Consider the following 17,936-nt stretch of genomic DNA (forward strand, 5'->3'; position numbering starts at 1 on the left):
ACAACAGCTATCCTCAACTTCTGTCAAGGATAGCTTGATTACTTAAAAATTAATGTCCGTGATGGCTATGGTCTTCCTGTGAAGCCGTTTTACCTTTGTCATCACAACATTTCATCTTTTTTTCACAGCACTCTTTTTTTGTGGTGGCCTCTTTTTCTTTACAGCAATCACTTGCAGCAAAAGCAGGTACCGTTGTGGCCAATAAAAGCGTTGAAAGCAATACAGTTTTAATATTAAACATAATCATGTCCTTTAAATAGAAATAAGAAATTTGAATTTATAAAAACAGGACATGATTTGGAGGACGATAAGGTAACTGATAAATGCCTAAAGTCAGTTGATCTACATAAGCTGAATTTGCTGTTTTAATTGATTCTATGCTTCGTTCAATGGAATGATGACTATGTTCAAAAGTTGCAGCGACACAGCACAGACTCTTTTGACAGTGTGATGTATCCATTTTGCCACTGTCCATAGGGTCATGCTTCGTCATCGTAGGCATTCCACAATCAGACATAGCAGCATGATTTGAAATGACGTGCTCTACTACAGGTTGATTCACTTCAGACACAGCCATTGCATAGCTATTGGTGATAAAACACATAGCAATAAGCAATGAAATGAGGCTTCGAATGAAAATAGACATAAGGTGAAACGATCAGACATACAATCCGTGTATAAATCTCAAAATAAACCAATCACAGCGCATAAAGCAAGCTAATCTGAATAAAATACGATCTAAAAAGCCGCAAATTTGGTTCTCTTTAGCTTTTTTTTGCATAAGTAAATCACTATTCATCACAACGAGTTATCTAAAAAAAGCATAAGATATGCTGATTTTTGCATAATTAGGCATATTGTCGATGTTTGGTCCTATAGAATTTATTATGGCTGGGGTATTGGTTGGCTTCTGTGTCGGTATTACAGGTGTCGGTGGCGGTTCATTGATGACCCCAATCCTGATTAGTCTATTTAAGATCGAACCACATATCGCCATTGGTACTGATCTACTTTATGCCTCGATTTCTAAATTCTGTGGTTCAGTCGTTCATGCCAAAAAACTGAATATTGTGTGGCCAATTGTACTTTGGCTGTCTTTGGGCAGTATTCCTGCTTCATTTGCAACCTCTTGGGTACTTGAGCATTATCTCAGTCAATCTACCCATTATAAAGCGGTATTGACCATGGTCTTGGGCTTTATGTTGACCTTGACCGGTATCTCAATTGTGTTCCGTGCGCAAATTGAAAAGTTCTTTGACAAGTTCCGTAACCGTGAACAAGCGGATATGGAAAGTGAACAGCATGCATTGCAACACAAACGTCATTACATTGTCATTATGGGTGTTGTACTCGGTATCTTTGTGACTTTGTCTTCTGTGGGTGCAGGTGCTTTCGGTATCATGGCCTTAGTGCTTATGTTCCCAAACCTTCCTATGATCCGTATCATTGGTTCAGACGTGGTACATGCGGTATTACTGACAGCAGTTGCTGGCCTAAGCCATATGTCTTCAGGTAATGTCGACTTTACCTTGTTGATGTGGCTGTTGGTGGGTTCAATTCCTGCAATTATTGTCGGTACACTCATCAGCTCACGTATGCCAGAACGACTAATCCGTAAAATTCTAGGCATTACCCTATTTGCTTTGGGTGTGAACTTCATGGTGAACCCAATTAAGGCGAAGCCAAAGCCAGTTGAAACACATCAAGCAGTTGTGATTCAGCAAACAAAGCACGTAACAACAACTGTTTAAGCGTTGTAATGCCGATTATTTCTACATAAATTATGCTTTTCGCTAGTTAATCAATCGGCATTTCATGCTATATTCGTAGACAAAATAACCTTTTCTTTCGATTGAATTTGTGACAGCAATGAATACTCTACAGTCAAATCCAGTTTCTCAGCCAGATATCGACGACGTTAATATTAAAAGCATTCAAACTTTGATTACCCCAGCAGAACTGAAAGCTGACCTCCCTTTATCTGATGCTGCTTCTCAAACTGTGTTACAAGGACGTGCAACTGTACGTAACATTTTAGATGGCAACGACAAACGTTTGTTTGTGGTGATTGGTCCTTGTTCGATTCACGATCCTAAAGCTGCACATGAATATGCTGATCGCCTCAAGGTTCTCAGCGAAAAAGTAAAAGATACCTTATATTTGGTGATGCGTGTTTATTTTGAAAAACCACGTACCACAGTCGGTTGGAAAGGTTTAATCAATGACCCTGACATGAATGACTCTTTCAATATTGAAAAAGGTTTACATATCGGCCGTGGATTATTAATTGATTTGAATGAAAAAGGTTTGCCATGTGCGACTGAAGCACTTGATCCAAACTCACCACAATACTATCAAGACTTGATTTCATGGTCTGCGATTGGTGCACGTACCACGGAAAGCCAAACTCACCGTGAAATGTCATCAGGCTTATCATCTCCTGTTGGCTTTAAAAATGGTACCGATGGTGGTTTAACCGTTGCGACCAATGCGATGCAATCTGTTAAACATGGTCACAGCTTCTTAGGCCTGAATGAAAATGGTCAAGTTGCGATTATCAATACCAAAGGCAACCCTTATGCGCACGTGGTATTACGTGGTGGTAATGGCAAGCCAAACTATGATGCAACTTCAGTTGCTGAAGCTGAAGCAGCTTTGGCAAAAGCTAAAGTCAGCAACAAGATCATGATTGATACTAGTCATGCCAACTCAAACAAAGACCCGTACTTACAACCTTTGGTTTTGAAAAACATCACGGAACAAATCCTTGATGGTAACAAATCAATCGTTGGGATCATGGTAGAGAGTCACTTAAAAGGTGGTCGTCAGGATATTCCTGAAAACCTGTGTGATCTTGAATACGGTAAGTCAGTGACTGATGGCTGTATCGATTGGGAAACCACAGAAAAAGCATTACTCGAAATGCATGAAGCATTGAAAGACGTCTTACCAACACGTTAATTCGATCTTTTAACTGCGATGAAAACAGGCTCTTATGAGCCTGTTTTTTTTGTTCGTCAATTCGGCTAGCTTGCACAAACGTACAATACAGCCCATAGTACTTTGCCCTATTTTGATCATCCTTTGTTATTGATTCATTTAGGTTGGTCATGGAAATTTTTCTTTATACCTTAAGTGTGATGTACAGCCCAGGTCCAGTGAACTTTATGGGATTAAATGCTGGGCTAACAGGACAATTCTCCAGAACATTAGGCTTTTTTGCAGGTGTGGGCTGCTCCATGCTGATGCTATTTGTTGTATTTGGTTATGCAGGTGCGGCACTGATTCCCCATGCGTATTTGCATTTTATTGCCTTGATCGGGGCGCTTTATACCTTTTATATCGCCTATAAAATGATGACAGCGCATACCGAATTAAAAACAGATCAAACCCTATACAAAAGCCTCAGCTTTTGGAATGGTTTCTGGATTCAAAGCTTGAATCCGAAAGCGATTTTGGTGATTTTACCTGTGACCACCATTATGTACCCTGCAGCACATATCACTGGTAGCTTGATTCTGATTGTTTCATTACTCATTTCTCTCGGTGCAGCGGGTGCTCCGTTGCTTTATTCATTTGCTGGAACAGTAATTGGCAAAAAATTGAGTAATCCAATTTGGCTCAATCATCTAAATAAAATACTGGGTATCTTTTTAATTATTTCAGGTCTATTTATGTTGAGTGATTTCTTAAAAGGTATGCATCTTATTTAAAGCTTTTTTAGTTGCAAGCACAGCTTATTTCTGATGTGTATAAATCTCTTTCCATCTTGCTGGGGTAATTCCAAAGGCTTTGCTAAAGTGCCGAGTCATATGGCTTTGGTCAAAAAAACCAGCAATGATGGCGGCCTGAGTCAGCGACTCTCCATACATCAAACACCTTTTCACGATATCTAGCCGACGCATGGTCATATAACGATGTGGACTGGTACCAAATAGCAGTCTAAAATCACGAGAAAGACTCCAACGATCACGTTGGATATTCTGTTCTAAATCATCCAAACTGATGTTCTGACCCAGTGAAGCGTGTATAAACTCTCTAGCACGCTCCGCCGCAATATAATCATAGCGTTGCCGCACATGTACTGGCTGACCTGCAACTTCATACAAGGTTGTCGCCAAATCATACAAAGCATCTTCTTCTTCTAAAATATCCAATGGATCCTGCATATTTTGCAAAAGTGTATGGGTAACACGATAAAGCCGTGGATCATCACTCAGCCCATGTTTGAAAAAAGGCAGTGGCTTACCTTTCATGATCTTTTGAATCAACGCAGGTTCAACGTACATCATTCGGTAGTGGAAACCTTCTTGAGTTCCTGCACTACCATCATGTTTTTCATCTGGATGCAACACCATGGTCATACCATGCTGACTATGTCTTATTTCACCACGATAATGAAAGCTTTGCACACCCGATAAGGTTCGACCAATCGCGAAGGTATCATGTTGATGCGGCTCATATGCATGATCAGAGAAGAAAGCTTCAATCCTTTCCAAGCGATCACTATCAGAAGCCCGCACAATCCAATCCGAATGATTTGCTATTTTTGACACGCTGATCTGCCTATAAAAAATTGAATTCAGCAGTCTCAGAATACCTTAATTTTGCTTTGATCTATAAGTCATTTTTTGATTATACTGCTGCCACATTTCTCCTACGACGTATCGCTGATATGAAGTCCAGTTTTCGTCAACATTTGCTTAAGTGGCGTGCCTATTTTGGCGCGGTGACTTTGCTATGTTTACTCTGGCATATCTTCTTACCAACGATGGTCCATACAGGCATCGTACCTGCACTTTATGCAATGCCAAGCCATTGCCAAGTCACAGAGATTCAAAATGTCTCGTTGATGTCACAGACACATTCAAGTCATCATCAACATAGCATGCACGACATGCATCACGGACCGCAGCTACAACACGCCAAACATGCTCAGCTGAGTGAATATGCACAACAAGTATATGCACTGGCGGGCCAAATCATGAAGCATTGTCCTTTATGCTCACATGGTTTAGATGCCGCTGCGATCGTCCCGCTGATTGCATTCATTATTATATTTCTACTGGCTTGGTTCAGTCGCGTTCGCTGCCTGTGCCATACGTGGACAGAAGATCTGCACATCACCCGCATCTTCTATATTTTTCCAATCAAACAAGCCCCGCCACTCGCTTTATAAATCGCAAATTTTACTTCGTGCCCCGTAAATAACGTTGGTACGTCCTTAGTTCTTGCTTTTTATAGAGTTCAAAATGAATACTCAATTCCGTTTGTCTGTATTAACGGCTGCGTGTCTCTCTGTTGGCTATAGTTCCGCTGCTTTTGCTGAAACTGCACCTTCTGATACCACCAAAACCTTAGCCACCATTGTTGTCACCGCCAGTCGTGAAGGTGAATCGATTAATAATACCCCTGCTGCGATTAGTAAAATTAACAGCAAAGACATTGAAGATAAACATGCAACCTTTATTGGACAGGTGCTGAATCAAACCCCAGGCGTGTTAATGAATGACTTGGGCAATGAACAGCATATGATGTCCATTCGCCAACCGATTACCACAGCAGCCGTTTATCAATATTTAGAAGATGGTATTTCGATTCGTCCTGTGGGTGTGTTTAACCACAATGCCTTATATGAAATGAATTTAGCGGGTATTGATAGCATTGAAATTTTACGTGGCCCTGCCAGTAGCTTATATGGCAGCAATGCGATTGGTGGAACCATTAATTTTCTCACCAAAGCACCGAGTACTACACCCACAGCCGATCTTGGCATCAGTGCCAGTTCTGAAGGATATCGCCGTGTCGATGTCGGTGCATCGAATAGCTTTGATAGCGAATGGGGCGAGCATGGGTTAAGACTTTCTGCCTATGCCAGTGATCGTGGTGATAGCTGGCAAGACCATGCTGAAAGCAATAAACAGAGTGTGACGCTCAGACATGACTGGCGAATCTCAGATGCCACACAAATCAAAAATATTGTCAGTTATAACCATTTAAAAGCGGATATGACCGGTAGCTTAAATCTGGACGATTATCGCAAACGTCCTGGATACAGCTACCAAACCTTTACCTATCGTGAAGTTGATGCCACACGGCTTTCTTCTCAAATTAGCCATCAATGGAATGATCAGCAACAAAGCCAAGTTACCTTGTATTATCGTGACAATACCACCGAGCAAAACCCAAGTTATAACATCCGCACCGATGTTAAAAATGGCACACCGACTGGCACTTATAGCGGACAAACCACCTATAACGCCTTTCAATCTTATGGTTTAAATGCGCAGCATTCTGCTACATTTGATCAGGTCAAACTGATTGTCGGGGCGATGGCTGACCATTCTCCCAACCAAGCCAAAACCAATGATATTCAGGTGTTCCGAGACCCGAATAGCTTGGTCTATACCGGTTATCAACAACGCCAGCGCTTACGCGACTTTAATGTTGACGTCAATAACCAAGCCGTCTATGCACAAGCCAATTGGCAAGTGTTACCGACTTTAAATTTAGTCGGTGGTGCACGTTATGACTGGATTAGTTATGACTATGAAAACAAATTAACCCCATCAAAAACCACAGGCGCACCGAATGAAAAACGTGATTTTCATAAAGTCAGCCCTCAAGTCGGTTTTGTCTGGAACATCACGCCAGCAATTGATCTTTATAGTAATTGGTCACAGGGTTTTGTACCGCCAGAAGTCAGCAGTTTATACGGTGCAAATTTGGTGACACCTGACTTGAAAGAAGCCACATTTAATAATATCGATGCGGGTCTGCGCTTTAAATTATTCGATGATCGATTAGACGGTGAAATCACCCTATATCGCTTAGAAGGCGAAGATGAAGTTATTAGCTATACCAAGCCAGATAACACACGCGAGCCACGCAATGCAGGTAAAACCTTACATCAGGGAATTGAAATTGGGGGAACATGGAAACTCAGTGATTTATATGATCAGCGCTTAAAACTCTCAGGTAGTGTGGCCAAACATGAATATCAGCAGTTTCAACCTTCGAGTGTTTTAGATTATAGCGGCAACACCATGCCAAGTGCCCCTAAAACATTTGGTACGCTTGAATACCAGATTAAACCAATACCTGAGCTATTACTTTCTGCAGAAGCGGTTTATGTCGGCGCTTACTGGATTAACGATGCCAATACGGAAAAGTATGATGGCCATACTTTGCTGAACCTACGTGCTAACTACAGTAAAAATGCTTATGAAATCTATGGGCAAATCCTGAATGCCACAGATCAACATTATGCGGAAAGTACTTCGTTTAGTAATAACCAAGTTAGTTATACCCCCGCTGCACCACGAACCTATTTATTAGGTTTACGTTACCATTTTGGGAAATAAGCAATGAATGCCAAACAACTGAAAAAACTACTGTCTTTACACCGTAGTTTTGGGATGGTGTTGGGCGTTCTCGTTTTACTTTGGTCTTTAACAGGTGTGTTGCATCCGATGATGAGTGCAACACAACCTCAGCCTGTGAAACGGATACCTCCATCTCAACAACTGGATTTAACACATGCCTTAGCGGCAACAGATGTTCTCAAGCGACATCAAATCGCGCAATTTTCAGCCTTACAGGTGGTTGAATTAGCACCTCAGCATATTGCCTATCGCATATTACTGCCCAATCAAAAGATTGCTGAATACTATGATAGTCAGACTGGTCAATTGCTGGTTAATGCTGAACAACAAGATGCCGAGCGTTTAGCGCGCTGGTACACGGGCCTCTCTCAACAAGAAATCGTATCTAGTCAAATCATCACCGCATTCAGTGATGATTATCCAAGCGTGAATCGTTTACTACCTGTTTGGCGTGTTGATTTTCAAAATGGTTTACGTGCCTATGTGGATCCTTCACAAGCACGACTGGCCACGCTGTCTAATGATCAAAAGATGTGGATGGCAAAAATATTCCGCTTAGGTCATACCTGGACGTGGGGTGATCAAGTTTGGACAGGTCAAACTATTCTCATGCAAATGGCTTTGATTGGCATACTGTGCATGCTTTTTATGGGGATTGGCTTATTCTTTAAGATTCATAATCGGCGCAATCACCGTCTAGGGCAAAAACCGATCCAATTTCTACATCGCTATTTAGGTATCAGTTTAAGTGTCTTTATTCTGCTTTGGGTGTTCAGTGGTTTCTATCATATCTGGCAAAAAAAGCCCGATATAAAAAATATTCAACCTGTTTTCCATACGGCTGATTTAAGTACCAAAGCATGGCAGCAGGTCACTCAGCAGCCCATTCAGCGTCTGGATCTTGTGCCCACTACCTTTAGCCAGACACATACTCGTGCTGCATGGATGATTCAAGCTATCGGACAACCTCCTTTGCAAGGCAGCATGACGGCGGCAAACAAAGCGCATGATCATCACGTGACCAAAACAGCAGCTCCCGCGATTCAGTTTATAGATGCTGGTAATGGCGAACCACTTGATATTCTTAAACAAAGCAAACAATTAGCTGCTAGCTACTTAGATTTAAAGCCAGAGCAGATTCAACAGGCCTCATGGGTGACAAGTTTTGGAGGAGAATATGGGTTTATCAACAAACGCTTACCCGTGATCAAGGTTGAGACCCTGTTAGAGAATCAACTCAGACTATATATAGAACCGAGCAGCGGTGTGATTGCAGCTCAGGTCACGCAACAAGATGCCTTAGAAGGATTTAGTTTTGCTTATTTGCATAAATGGACATGGCTACCAATAGATAAAACACTTCGAGATATCATTCTGGCTACAGTTGCAGCACTGGTAGCCTTACTCGCTGTGTTGGGTTTCTTGGTTCAATTGCGTAAACGTTAAAATCGTTAAAGTGATCCTTCTTTTTGCAGGAGGATCACTACTACCTAAGCAATCAATTTTTTAAATAATATAGAATGAAGCAATCACAGCACTGAGAAGCACGCCAGTTTCAGCCAGCTCAATTGCAGCGCCTATAGTATCCCCAGTAATCCCGCCAATTCTTTTAATAAACAATGATCGCATATAAAAAAGCATCACTAAAAAAACCAGTAAGGCAATTAACCCAAGCCATTTAAACATACAAAGCAATGCTATTGTAATGACAAAAACCATCCAAAGTTGTTTTTTAGGCATAAAATCTGTCATAGAACGGCCTAAGCCTTGAGCACGTACATAAGGTGTTGTGACGAATAAAAACAGTGGCACGCTGCGCCCAAGCATAGGCAGAATCACTAAAAAGGCAGCCATTTGTTGTTCAAGCAAAACATATAAAGCCACAAATTTCAGCAAGCAGACGACAACTAAACTCAGTACCCCGATTGGACCACATGCAGGGTCTTTCATGATTTTCAAAGTTCGTTCAGGATCACCAAATCCACCGACCCATGCGTCTGCTGTATCCGCTAAACCATCGAGGTGTAATCCACCCGTCAGCCAAATCCATAGTACAAGGATCAGCGCTGTACTCAAGATGATCGGAAGCTTTGCCAATAGCATGGCAGATGTAAACAAAATCAGCCCAAGTAATAAACCCACCAAAGGATAAAACAGCATGGCCTGAGCATTCTGTTTTGCGCTTGGCATCGTTTTGAGTTCAATTGGTAAAACAGTCAAAAACTGCAAGGCAATCCAAAAAGGTGTCATGCAACCTCTCAATGACAACGGGTTTATCATGCATGGATTATGAAGAAATAAAATTGGGAATAGCAAGCTATTCCCAAATGAAAAGGCTGAATATCTTAGTTTATTGAATTTGATAACATTGTTTAAGCTTTAAATAATCATAATAAAAACTGTTCGTACTATAACGTGCGTAGTTACAACTCGACTTAAACAACGTTTCTTTCTCGTTATAGAACATTTTTACCAAGGTTGTGCCTTGCTTGTCTTGATAAATATCCCATTGTAGATTCGCTGCCATGGGTGACACCACCTCACCTCGCCAAGTGCTGCTGTTGTAGCTATAAGTTTGACGTAATGGTAAAGGTTGCATCATATTGTGCAACTCTAAACTGGTCGCCAATGGAATGATAATTTCGGCATGAGCAAAACGTAATACCGCACGATGTTCTTGCTGCTGATCTACAATCGCATCGACTTGTTTAAATAAGTCCTGCTTTAGGCCTTGAGCAATTGCACTGGTGACGTTCTTCGATTCAGTGAAACTTGGCCCTTTGCTATAAAAATCATTGGCATCGTTAAATTCAGCATAGAATTTTGCAGCATCTACAGGCATATACTGATCAAAATCAACACCTTTCAATTCAGTTTTCATACCGCCTGATATTGAATATAACTCATAGACATAGGCCGCCGCATCCACAGCACTGGCAATGCTATTTTTACCCTTGCCTTTTTCAGTGATAGTTTCACCTTTTGGAGAAGTGACACTATATGAACCGGTATTGCTAAATACATAGCCTGTGCTTCCCAACTTTTGAATAAACTCTGCTTTGAACAGTGGATTTAATACGCTCTTCGCCACTTGTTCAGCACGACTATTTTTCGCAAGCTCATTTAACTTATTGACCAGATCTGCATCCTCTTCTTCAAAATGCTGATAGGATTGGCTGGCATCGTAAATCGCCTGTTGTTGTGCGGATAAGGGCTGTGCTAAATCTTGCTCTTTATTTAAACTATGAAAATAAAGCTTAAAACGATCCACCCCGCCATCTTCAATCGATGGCACACTGCTACTGGCTAAACTGGTGTATGAAATTGGGGTGATGTGTGTCTTTAATTGTGGTTGCTGTTGGATCAATTCAGCAGTGAAAAATTTGGCACTATCCACCGCACGGTCTACCCCCGAACTTTGCACTAAAATTGATGTCGGTTGTTGTGCTGCGGTTTGAAATAAATTTGGAAGTCGCTGCAATAAACGATCAGCAATACCACGATGCTCTTGAATACCTTGCATGGTTTCATTGCCATAACCAAACTGACGGATGCCATCCACACCATAACCCAAAAGAATATTGGCTTTCATCATGCTTTCTAAATCTGCCCCCAGTTTTTCACCTAAAGGTGTGAGTGCATTTTCAGCTTTGGCTTGTTTCCAAAGGTTATACAACGCTAAATCATATTTGATGCTGGATAAACCGCGCGAACCATGACGTGCAACCAATTCAGTAAATACAGGCTGAAATCCTTGTGGAATAGCTTCATATTTTTTGAGATCTTGTTGTGGTTGGTACGGAGTTTTAGTCTGATAATATTTTGATACCGCGTTATTTTCTGCTGGGGTTGTTTTCGATTCTGAGTGATCGTCGTTATTACATGCCGCTAATAAAATGCTTGCGCATAACACACTGCTTTTCAATAATATATTCATAATTGATTTGATTATAGGTCAAGAAATTGACCTGTATCATAGGCAGTGGTAATGACAGTTCGATTACATCGATATGACTCTCATGAATACTGAAAAATAAAACGATCTTTTATCATTTTCCATTCGCAGATTTTTCTACAAATTGAATCTCATCATAGTGATAAGTCAGCTCAAGTGAATATAATTTTCCAAGCTCGGCAGGCATGGTTAATAGGTCATCCAGCCTTTGCTGACGTGCCAAACAAGTCAGCAATTTAATCACCCCGCCATGCGTCACAATCAATGCCTTATTCCAATTGTGCCGCTGCATTTGAACATAAATTTCATTAAAACCATGCATGACACGTTGTTGGAATTGATGCAACGACTCCCCATTCGGTGCATGATATTGTGTTGGAAATTGCCAGAAATTTGCCAATAACTCAGGCTCATTTTCATAAATAGTTTGAGTGGACATGCCTTCCCAATCACCAAAATACATTTCCTTGATTTCAGCATTGAGTAATAAGGGCAATTCGTGTTGTTTGGCTAATGCTGCCGCAAAGTTTTGGCAGCGTTGCAAGGGCGAGCTGATAATCACATCCCACTGTACCTGAGTATCAAGATACTGCTGAATGGTGGATTGCATTTGCAACCAACCATGTTCAGTCAAGGCATCATCAAGATGCCCACGCAAAGTATGGCTGAGTGTCGTTTCACCATGCCGCAGCAAATCAAGGTGCAACTTTATCACCTGTTACAGCAGCTTCAGCAAAGGTAGCCATTTGGTTATGCAGCACGCAAGCAAGTTGCAGCATCGACAATGCAGCCCCTGCACCACTTCCTTCACCAAGACGCAAATTCATATTTAAAATAGGCTGAGCTTCTAAGGCTTTTAGCACACGCTGATGGCCATATTCAGCCGATTGATGTCCAAACAGCATCCATTCACGACTTTGTGGCTGAATGCGTACCGTGCATAAAGCGGCAACCGAGCTAATAAAACCATCCACCACGACTGGCAAACCAAGTTGTGCACAGCGGATATAAGCGCCCGTCATTGCAGCAATTTCCAAACCACCAACAGCAGCCAAGATTTTTAAAGCATCGTCAGCAACATCTGCTTGATGTCTTTTCACTGCTTGATCAATAACAGAGATCTTGTGTTGCAGCTGTTGATTATTAATTCCTGTCCCCACACCCGTCATTTGTGCGGCATCTTCATTCAACAACAAACATGCCAGTGCTGAAGCTGAACAGGTATTACCAATCCCCATTTCACCTGCAATAAACATATCGGCAGCTTGAGCTTTGGCGCGATCAACACTGTCTTTACCCAGTTGTAAAGCCGCCAAGCATTCCTGTTCCGTCATTGCTGCTTGTTGAGCAAAATTGGCTGTACCTGCACGAATGCAATGGCGCTCAACCCCTACATAATCATAGGCCTCACCCACTGTTCCGCAATCCACCACTTGTAAATGTGCATGATGATGTTTGGCAATCACACTGATGGCTGCACCGCCTGAAGCAAAATTTTGCAGCATTTGACGGGTCACGGCTTGCGGATAAGCCGAAATATTTTCTGCAACCACCCCATGATCGCCTGCAAAAATGGTAATCCAAGGTTGTTGAATCTGAGGATGTACTGTGCCCTGTAAGCTCGCCAATTGAATGGCTAGCTGCTCAAGTTGCCCCAAAGCCCCTGTAGGTTTGGTCAATTGCAGTTGACGTTGTTCAGCTTGTTGTTTGGCATCTAAATCTGGTTGTTGTACTGCAGCTAAAAACCATTGTGCTTGTTCAGTCATGTTATTTCTCATCTTTTAAAATCATTGGAAAGCCTGCTACACAAAACATGACTTTATTGGCAAGTTGCCCTAAGGTCTGATGCAAACGCCCTGCTTCATCCACAAAACGACGGCTGATTTCCCCCATCGGTACAACTCCAAGCCCAGTTTCATTACTGACCAGAATAATTTGAGAGTGTAGTTGAGGTAATACTTCGAATAGTTTTTGCATTTGTTGTTGCTGCAAGGCTGGGTCTTCAGCCAATAACAGATTACTGAGCCACAAGGTTAAGCAATCAACCAAAATCAGCTGATTGGCTTGATCGCATTGCAAGAGTCGATCTGCCAGATAAATCGGTTCTTCAAGCACTTGCCAATGGGCTGGACGTTGCTGTTGATGATGCTCAATACGCTGCTGCATTTCTGCATCTAAGGCCTGCGCCGTTGCAATATAAATGACCGATAAACCTGTGTCTTTGGCGGTTTGTTCTGCCAAACGACTTTTACCTGAGCGTGCCCCACCTAAAATCAGTTGCAACATATCTAACCTAGTTCAATTTGCTGATAAGGATACAGTAATCCTTGTAAAATCTGTGCCTTATAATAGCCAAAAGTCAGTTTTTTGACCTGAATCTTTATGGTTTTTGGCGGAAGTTGTTGTATCCGCTGCAATACCATAGCACTCGACCAAGCTTCACCATACAAACCTAAAGTAATATGCGGACAATATTCAAGTGCTGCGATCTCTTCTGATACATGGGAAAATTGCTGCCGAATTTCTGCTAGTACACCCTGCTGATCTTTAATGTGTAGGAACAAAGCACTACTAAAGCTATCGATCTGTGTGATTTCAAGCTCAAAAGTTTTGAGCTGTAATACTTCAATTAGCTTGATCTGCTGCTGTAATTGTTGAATCTGAAAATCATCGTCGTATTGCTTGACGGCAGACTGCAAGAAACCACACACAAATAAAGTAATGTGATATTGGCGTTGCTGTTCAGGAAGCAATAGATTTGAAAATTGTGCTTGGATTTCATCTAAATATTGAATCAATTCAGGTTGGTCAATCTCTATATACCAAAGCCCATAATCTGAACGACCCTTGTGCCATTCGGGATAATCACGCATTTCGGTCGCAATCAACTGGGTCTCTGCTTGTAATAACACAACTTCAGCATTCTGTTTAACGTTGTGTTATTCAAACATAAACCCATATAGAAGTTAAGGTGCTTTCACTGTGATCATTGCCACTTATGCAGTTAGAGGTTTCAATTCCTCCAACTGTGACACGAATGCATTATCATTGAATTCCGCCTGAATCCCGTGATAGAGCTGGTTTAATAAGGCTTTCTTCTGATTTTCAGTGATGTCCATATGCTCAATATTGGTCTGGACATGTTTTACAATCTTAATCTCGTCCAGCTCAAGCATTTTCAGCGCATAGGCATAGCCATAAATTGCACCTTGCATTAACTTCTGGTAAGGAAGTTGTTGCTGCACATGAGATTCTAAACTGCCTAAAACACGCTCATTCAGATTGAGTTTTCTAAGCGGATCACGAGCTACACGCTCACATGGATCTTTATAGGCGGCTCGGCAAGAATGCAGAAAACTTTCCGCCATACGGTCCAGTTCTTTGGCTTGGTTGGGAATCATATTGGCCAAACCCAATTTAACTTCGTTGACCACCTGCTCTGCATATTTCATGATTTTGGAATCGGCCATAGCGATACCAATGGTTTCATGTCCAAGTGCACTGGCATACCACGCCAACATGGCATGACAGCCATTCCATAGCCGATTTTTAATGATTTGAATCTCAGAAATCTGATCAACTAAAATCATTTGACGCATTTTGCTCAACAATGGACTGCGATTTTCCACGTAAATCGGCATATCCATTTCACTATGGAATAGGATCAAATCCATATTTTGTAAGAATTGCCCTGTTTGAAACTGCCCACGCATATCTTCTAAACAATGGGTAATCTGCTGTTCTTGCTTTTCAGTCAGAGCGGTTTCCTCTGAAAGTTCAATCGTTTCTGGATTGAGATCATTTTGATATTGTTTAAATAAATTGTGCTTGATATTGAGCTGACGATATAAGGCCTGATCCGTCAGTTTTGACACCATTCGATTGACCACGGTATCGCAAAAATAATGTTCACTTAAAATATGTTCTGCAATATCTTCATCCGTCATGGAAAGTAAGGCTTCACGGATATGTTTTAAGACCAAATACTTTGCGCACACTTTATTCAGAATAATTAAAAAGGTAATGGGCTCATTATTGTCTGCATCTGCTGACATAAAACGGGCCAATAGTCCCTTCGCAATCGTTTTCGCCTCGGACTCAATTGCCTGTTCTGGCAAACACAGTGCGATCAGGCTAGATTGCATATACATCTCTAACATCTGCTGTTCATTGTCAGCATCAATCACTGTGAGATTATCAATACGCTCATCATATGAAGACTGGCCATATCGGATACTATAGCTGCCAAAACTATTCACTGATTCCAAATAAAGACGATTTCGGGTTGATGCCAGAATCCGTTTTGGGCGTGTGTAACCATCCCAATAAGACAGAATCTGTGCTACATATCCCCCACCAATGGCACCAAAGCCATGGATCCCAACAGTCAATTGATTGACACTTTGCGGAAATAATTCTTGTAATTGTGGCATACCCATTTCAGGGATATATTGATCCAAAGCATTCAGGCACTCATACATGTCCTGATAATAGAAATTTGCTTTAGAGAACATATGATCATTGGGTTCTTTAATATCTTTGAATAAAATCGTGATACCGCCAGCATCATAGGCTGAACAAATCCCGTTTTCCGAATCTTCAAACATTAGACATTGTTGTGGTTGTAAATTTAGTTTTTGTGCCGCTTTTAAAAAGATTTCTGGATGCGGTTTACCTTTTTCAACTTCATCCCCACAAACCAACAAATCAAAAAATTTATAAACATTGGCATTAATTAGATATTCTTCTGCAATTGCTCGACGACTTGAGGTCGCAACTGCCATTTTTAGACCAGACTTTCTTAAACGTTCTAAAACTTGAACCAAACCTTTTTTAATCGGCACACCATTTTTACGTACAGACTCCAATTCCACCTCATCTGCACGTTTGCGAATGGCAGTATAAGGAACATCTGTACCATAAAACTTTTGTGCCAGTTGCTCCGATGCTTTGGCACTTAAGCCGAGACACTGCATCAAATATTCATCAGAAAATTCCTGTCCAATCAGCTCTTTTGATGCCTGTTTCAATGTCTGGAAGCGCAGGCGCTCGGTATCAAACATTGTTCCATCCATGTCAAAAAGTGCGCCTTGAACAGGATAATCATGAAAAATAAGCATCTTTACTCCTTTATCTATCTTGTTATGACGTTTTATAGGGTACATAAAAAATCCCGTTAAAATCCAAAACGTCAATAAATGAAATAAATTTGATTAAAAAATAAACATAAAGGCGACTCATCATAGCAATATATGACTGAAACAGTCGGAATACTTGCATTATGAGGAAAAAGATGAGTCATTTTTAACCAAAATCCCTTTTATTCATCAAGTAGCAATGCAGTTTCACCTTCTTTTCGAATCAACATCCAACTAAAATAAAGGCCAATCGATAGGGTTAAGAACAGTAATAAATAGAATGGGAAATGGGTATTAAAACGGTACAGGAATGTACTGAGTAAGGGGCCAACAATTAAACCTAATGCCTGTGTCGCCGTACAAAAACTTGCCATCTTAACCTGTGACTGTTGTGATACAGCCTGAGCAGCGCCTGTGGTAAATGCAGGTAATAAGCACGCCACAGAAATACCATAAAAAATATAACTGGCCTGAAATACAAAAATTGTAGGTGCGTAGAGTGAAAGTAATAGACCAAAACACATTGTGACCAAACCAATAATCACCAAACTATTTAATTTAAGCTGTAAAACTTTCACAATTAAAAGCTGAGTTAGCACCAAACAGACCCCAACAACCAACATGCATTGAGAAAAATAAACGGCACTCTGTTGGCTACTGAGATAAAACTTATCCTGAATATAAAAACCTGCCGTCATATTTAAAGTCACAATTGCAACATAAGTGACAAAACCTAGAGTTAACCAGATCAGACTTTGCTTCAGAATTGGCTCATTCACTCGTGCATTATCTTTATCTTGTTGCGGATTGAATGACTCAGCCTGAACTTGCGGACTTTTACTAAACAGGATGCCGAGTGCAATACTGACTAAGCCAAGTAAAGCCACAGCAATCCACATCGGGTAAAGCAAACCACCAAACAATAAAACTGAGGTTGCAAACGGGCCGATAATCATCCCAAAACTATTCATCGCACCAAACATCGCCATTTGCTTGCTACGATCAGCGGCTTCACTCGCATGTGTCATTACATAGCTTTGCAGACCAATTTGTGGCAAAGCCATAAAAATACCTGTAGAAGCACGACTCAATACCAGTAAGATAAAAATCAATAACGTGGGTAAAATCGCTTGTGTTCCAAAGTACAGAATTAAGGTGAAAATAGCCCAAGTAAAGGTCATTCCCCAAAAGCCATAATTGACGAGCTGGTTGGGAGATAGCTGACGTTTCTTTTTCGCAATCCAGATCGAGGCAATTGCCATACAGATTGCCCCTGCTGAAACAATCACACCACCTTGGAATTCAGATAAATGTAATTGTCGTGTCAATGGGGCAAGTAAAGGGAGAATCATGGAAAAACAAGTTCCATTGATCAAAGCAGCCAGTGCTAAAAACTTTAAATTATTGTTCATCATGAAAATCATCAAAAGAAAAGGCATCTAAACAGATGCCTTTTTG

Annotated in this window: 17 protein-coding genes; 6 read left to right on the forward strand and 11 right to left on the reverse strand. The window is 41.1% G+C overall.

Going from position 1 to position 17,936, the window contains the following annotated elements:
* Window positions 1-49: 49 nt before the first annotated feature.
* Together F885_RS11990 and F885_RS11985 are read right to left on the reverse strand one after the other, a co-directional pair.
* A complete protein-coding gene (locus F885_RS11990; RefSeq protein ID WP_005315648.1) occupies window positions 50-241 on the reverse strand; it encodes a hypothetical protein in 192 nt (63 codons plus the stop codon).
* A 36-nt stretch (window positions 242-277) separates the two neighbouring features.
* Entirely contained in the window at window positions 278-646 is a 369-nt protein-coding gene (locus F885_RS11985; protein ID WP_005315651.1) for a hypothetical protein, read from the reverse strand.
* 217 nt (window positions 647-863) lie between these two features.
* On the opposite strand from F885_RS11985, the gene F885_RS11980 reads away from it, so the two are divergent.
* From F885_RS11980 to F885_RS11970, 3 genes are all read left to right on the forward strand, one after another.
* Complete coding sequence (locus F885_RS11980; RefSeq protein WP_005315653.1) at window positions 864-1,751, forward strand: sulfite exporter TauE/SafE family protein; 888 nt, start codon at window positions 864-866, stop codon at window positions 1,749-1,751.
* 118 nt (window positions 1,752-1,869) lie between these two features.
* Entirely contained in the window at window positions 1,870-2,961 is a 1,092-nt protein-coding gene (locus F885_RS11975; RefSeq protein ID WP_004653380.1) for a 3-deoxy-7-phosphoheptulonate synthase, read from the forward strand.
* 149 nt (window positions 2,962-3,110) lie between these two features.
* Window positions 3,111-3,713 carry a LysE family translocator gene (locus tag F885_RS11970; RefSeq protein ID WP_005315656.1) on the forward strand — a complete coding sequence of 201 codons (603 nt, stop codon included), beginning with the start codon at window positions 3,111-3,113 and terminating at the stop codon, window positions 3,711-3,713.
* Window positions 3,714-3,737: 24 nt separating this feature from the next.
* Here the strand turns inward: F885_RS11970 and F885_RS11965 are convergent, their stop codons facing one another.
* Window positions 3,738-4,556 (reverse strand): AraC family transcriptional regulator, encoded by an 819-nt coding sequence (locus F885_RS11965; RefSeq protein WP_005315657.1) that lies wholly within the window; start codon window positions 4,554-4,556, stop codon window positions 3,738-3,740.
* Between the two features lie 119 nt (window positions 4,557-4,675).
* On the opposite strand from F885_RS11965, the gene F885_RS11960 reads away from it, so the two are divergent.
* From F885_RS11960 to F885_RS11950, 3 genes are all read left to right on the forward strand, one after another.
* Window positions 4,676-5,179 (forward strand): hypothetical protein, encoded by a 504-nt coding sequence (locus F885_RS11960; protein WP_005315659.1) that lies wholly within the window; start codon window positions 4,676-4,678, stop codon window positions 5,177-5,179.
* Window positions 5,180-5,252: 73 nt separating this feature from the next.
* Entirely contained in the window at window positions 5,253-7,364 is a 2,112-nt protein-coding gene (locus tag F885_RS11955) for a TonB-dependent receptor (protein WP_005315661.1), read from the forward strand.
* Window positions 7,365-7,367: 3 nt separating this feature from the next.
* Window positions 7,368-8,831: a PepSY domain-containing protein gene (locus F885_RS11950; RefSeq protein WP_005315663.1), complete on the forward strand. Its 1,464-nt coding sequence runs from the start codon at window positions 7,368-7,370 to the stop codon at window positions 8,829-8,831.
* A gap of 60 nt (window positions 8,832-8,891) precedes the next feature.
* Here F885_RS11950 and F885_RS11945 read toward each other — a convergent pair whose 3' ends face one another.
* The 8 genes from F885_RS11945 to F885_RS11910 all read right to left on the reverse strand — a co-directional run bounded on the left by F885_RS11945 (window position 8,892) and on the right by F885_RS11910 (window position 17,917).
* On the reverse strand, window positions 8,892-9,635 hold the full coding sequence (locus F885_RS11945; protein WP_005315665.1) for an adenosylcobinamide-GDP ribazoletransferase: 744 nt from the start codon (window positions 9,633-9,635) through the stop codon (window positions 8,892-8,894).
* A 100-nt stretch (window positions 9,636-9,735) separates the two neighbouring features.
* Window positions 9,736-11,322 carry a histidine-type phosphatase gene (locus tag F885_RS11940; RefSeq protein WP_005315666.1) on the reverse strand — a complete coding sequence of 529 codons (1,587 nt, stop codon included), beginning with the start codon at window positions 11,320-11,322 and terminating at the stop codon, window positions 9,736-9,738.
* A gap of 112 nt (window positions 11,323-11,434) precedes the next feature.
* Window positions 11,435-12,046 carry a histidine phosphatase family protein gene (locus F885_RS11935; protein WP_005315668.1) on the reverse strand — a complete coding sequence of 204 codons (612 nt, stop codon included), beginning with the start codon at window positions 12,044-12,046 and terminating at the stop codon, window positions 11,435-11,437.
* Window positions 12,036-13,106 carry a nicotinate-nucleotide--dimethylbenzimidazole phosphoribosyltransferase gene (gene cobT / locus F885_RS11930; protein ID WP_005315671.1) on the reverse strand — a complete coding sequence of 357 codons (1,071 nt, stop codon included), beginning with the start codon at window positions 13,104-13,106 and terminating at the stop codon, window positions 12,036-12,038. Before cobT ends, F885_RS11935 begins: the two co-directional genes overlap by 11 nt.
* 1 nt (window position 13,107) lies before the next feature.
* Window positions 13,108-13,626 (reverse strand): bifunctional adenosylcobinamide kinase/adenosylcobinamide-phosphate guanylyltransferase, encoded by a 519-nt coding sequence (gene cobU / locus F885_RS11925; protein ID WP_005315673.1) that lies wholly within the window; start codon window positions 13,624-13,626, stop codon window positions 13,108-13,110.
* 2 nt (window positions 13,627-13,628) lie between these two features.
* Entirely contained in the window at window positions 13,629-14,252 is a 624-nt protein-coding gene (locus F885_RS11920; protein WP_005315676.1) for a 2'-5' RNA ligase family protein, read from the reverse strand.
* Window positions 14,253-14,336: 84 nt separating this feature from the next.
* The gene (gene mtlD, locus F885_RS11915) at window positions 14,337-16,460 is read right to left on the reverse strand and encodes a bifunctional mannitol-1-phosphate dehydrogenase/phosphatase (protein ID WP_005315680.1); all 2,124 of its coding nucleotides are present in this window, start codon (window positions 16,458-16,460) and stop codon (window positions 14,337-14,339) included.
* Between the two features lie 200 nt (window positions 16,461-16,660).
* A complete protein-coding gene (locus tag F885_RS11910) occupies window positions 16,661-17,917 on the reverse strand; it encodes an MFS transporter (protein ID WP_005315681.1) in 1,257 nt (418 codons plus the stop codon).
* Window positions 17,918-17,936: the final 19 nt, after the last annotated feature.

Source organism: Acinetobacter higginsii (assembly GCF_000369845.1).
GTDB lineage: Bacteria > Pseudomonadota > Gammaproteobacteria > Pseudomonadales > Moraxellaceae > Acinetobacter > Acinetobacter higginsii.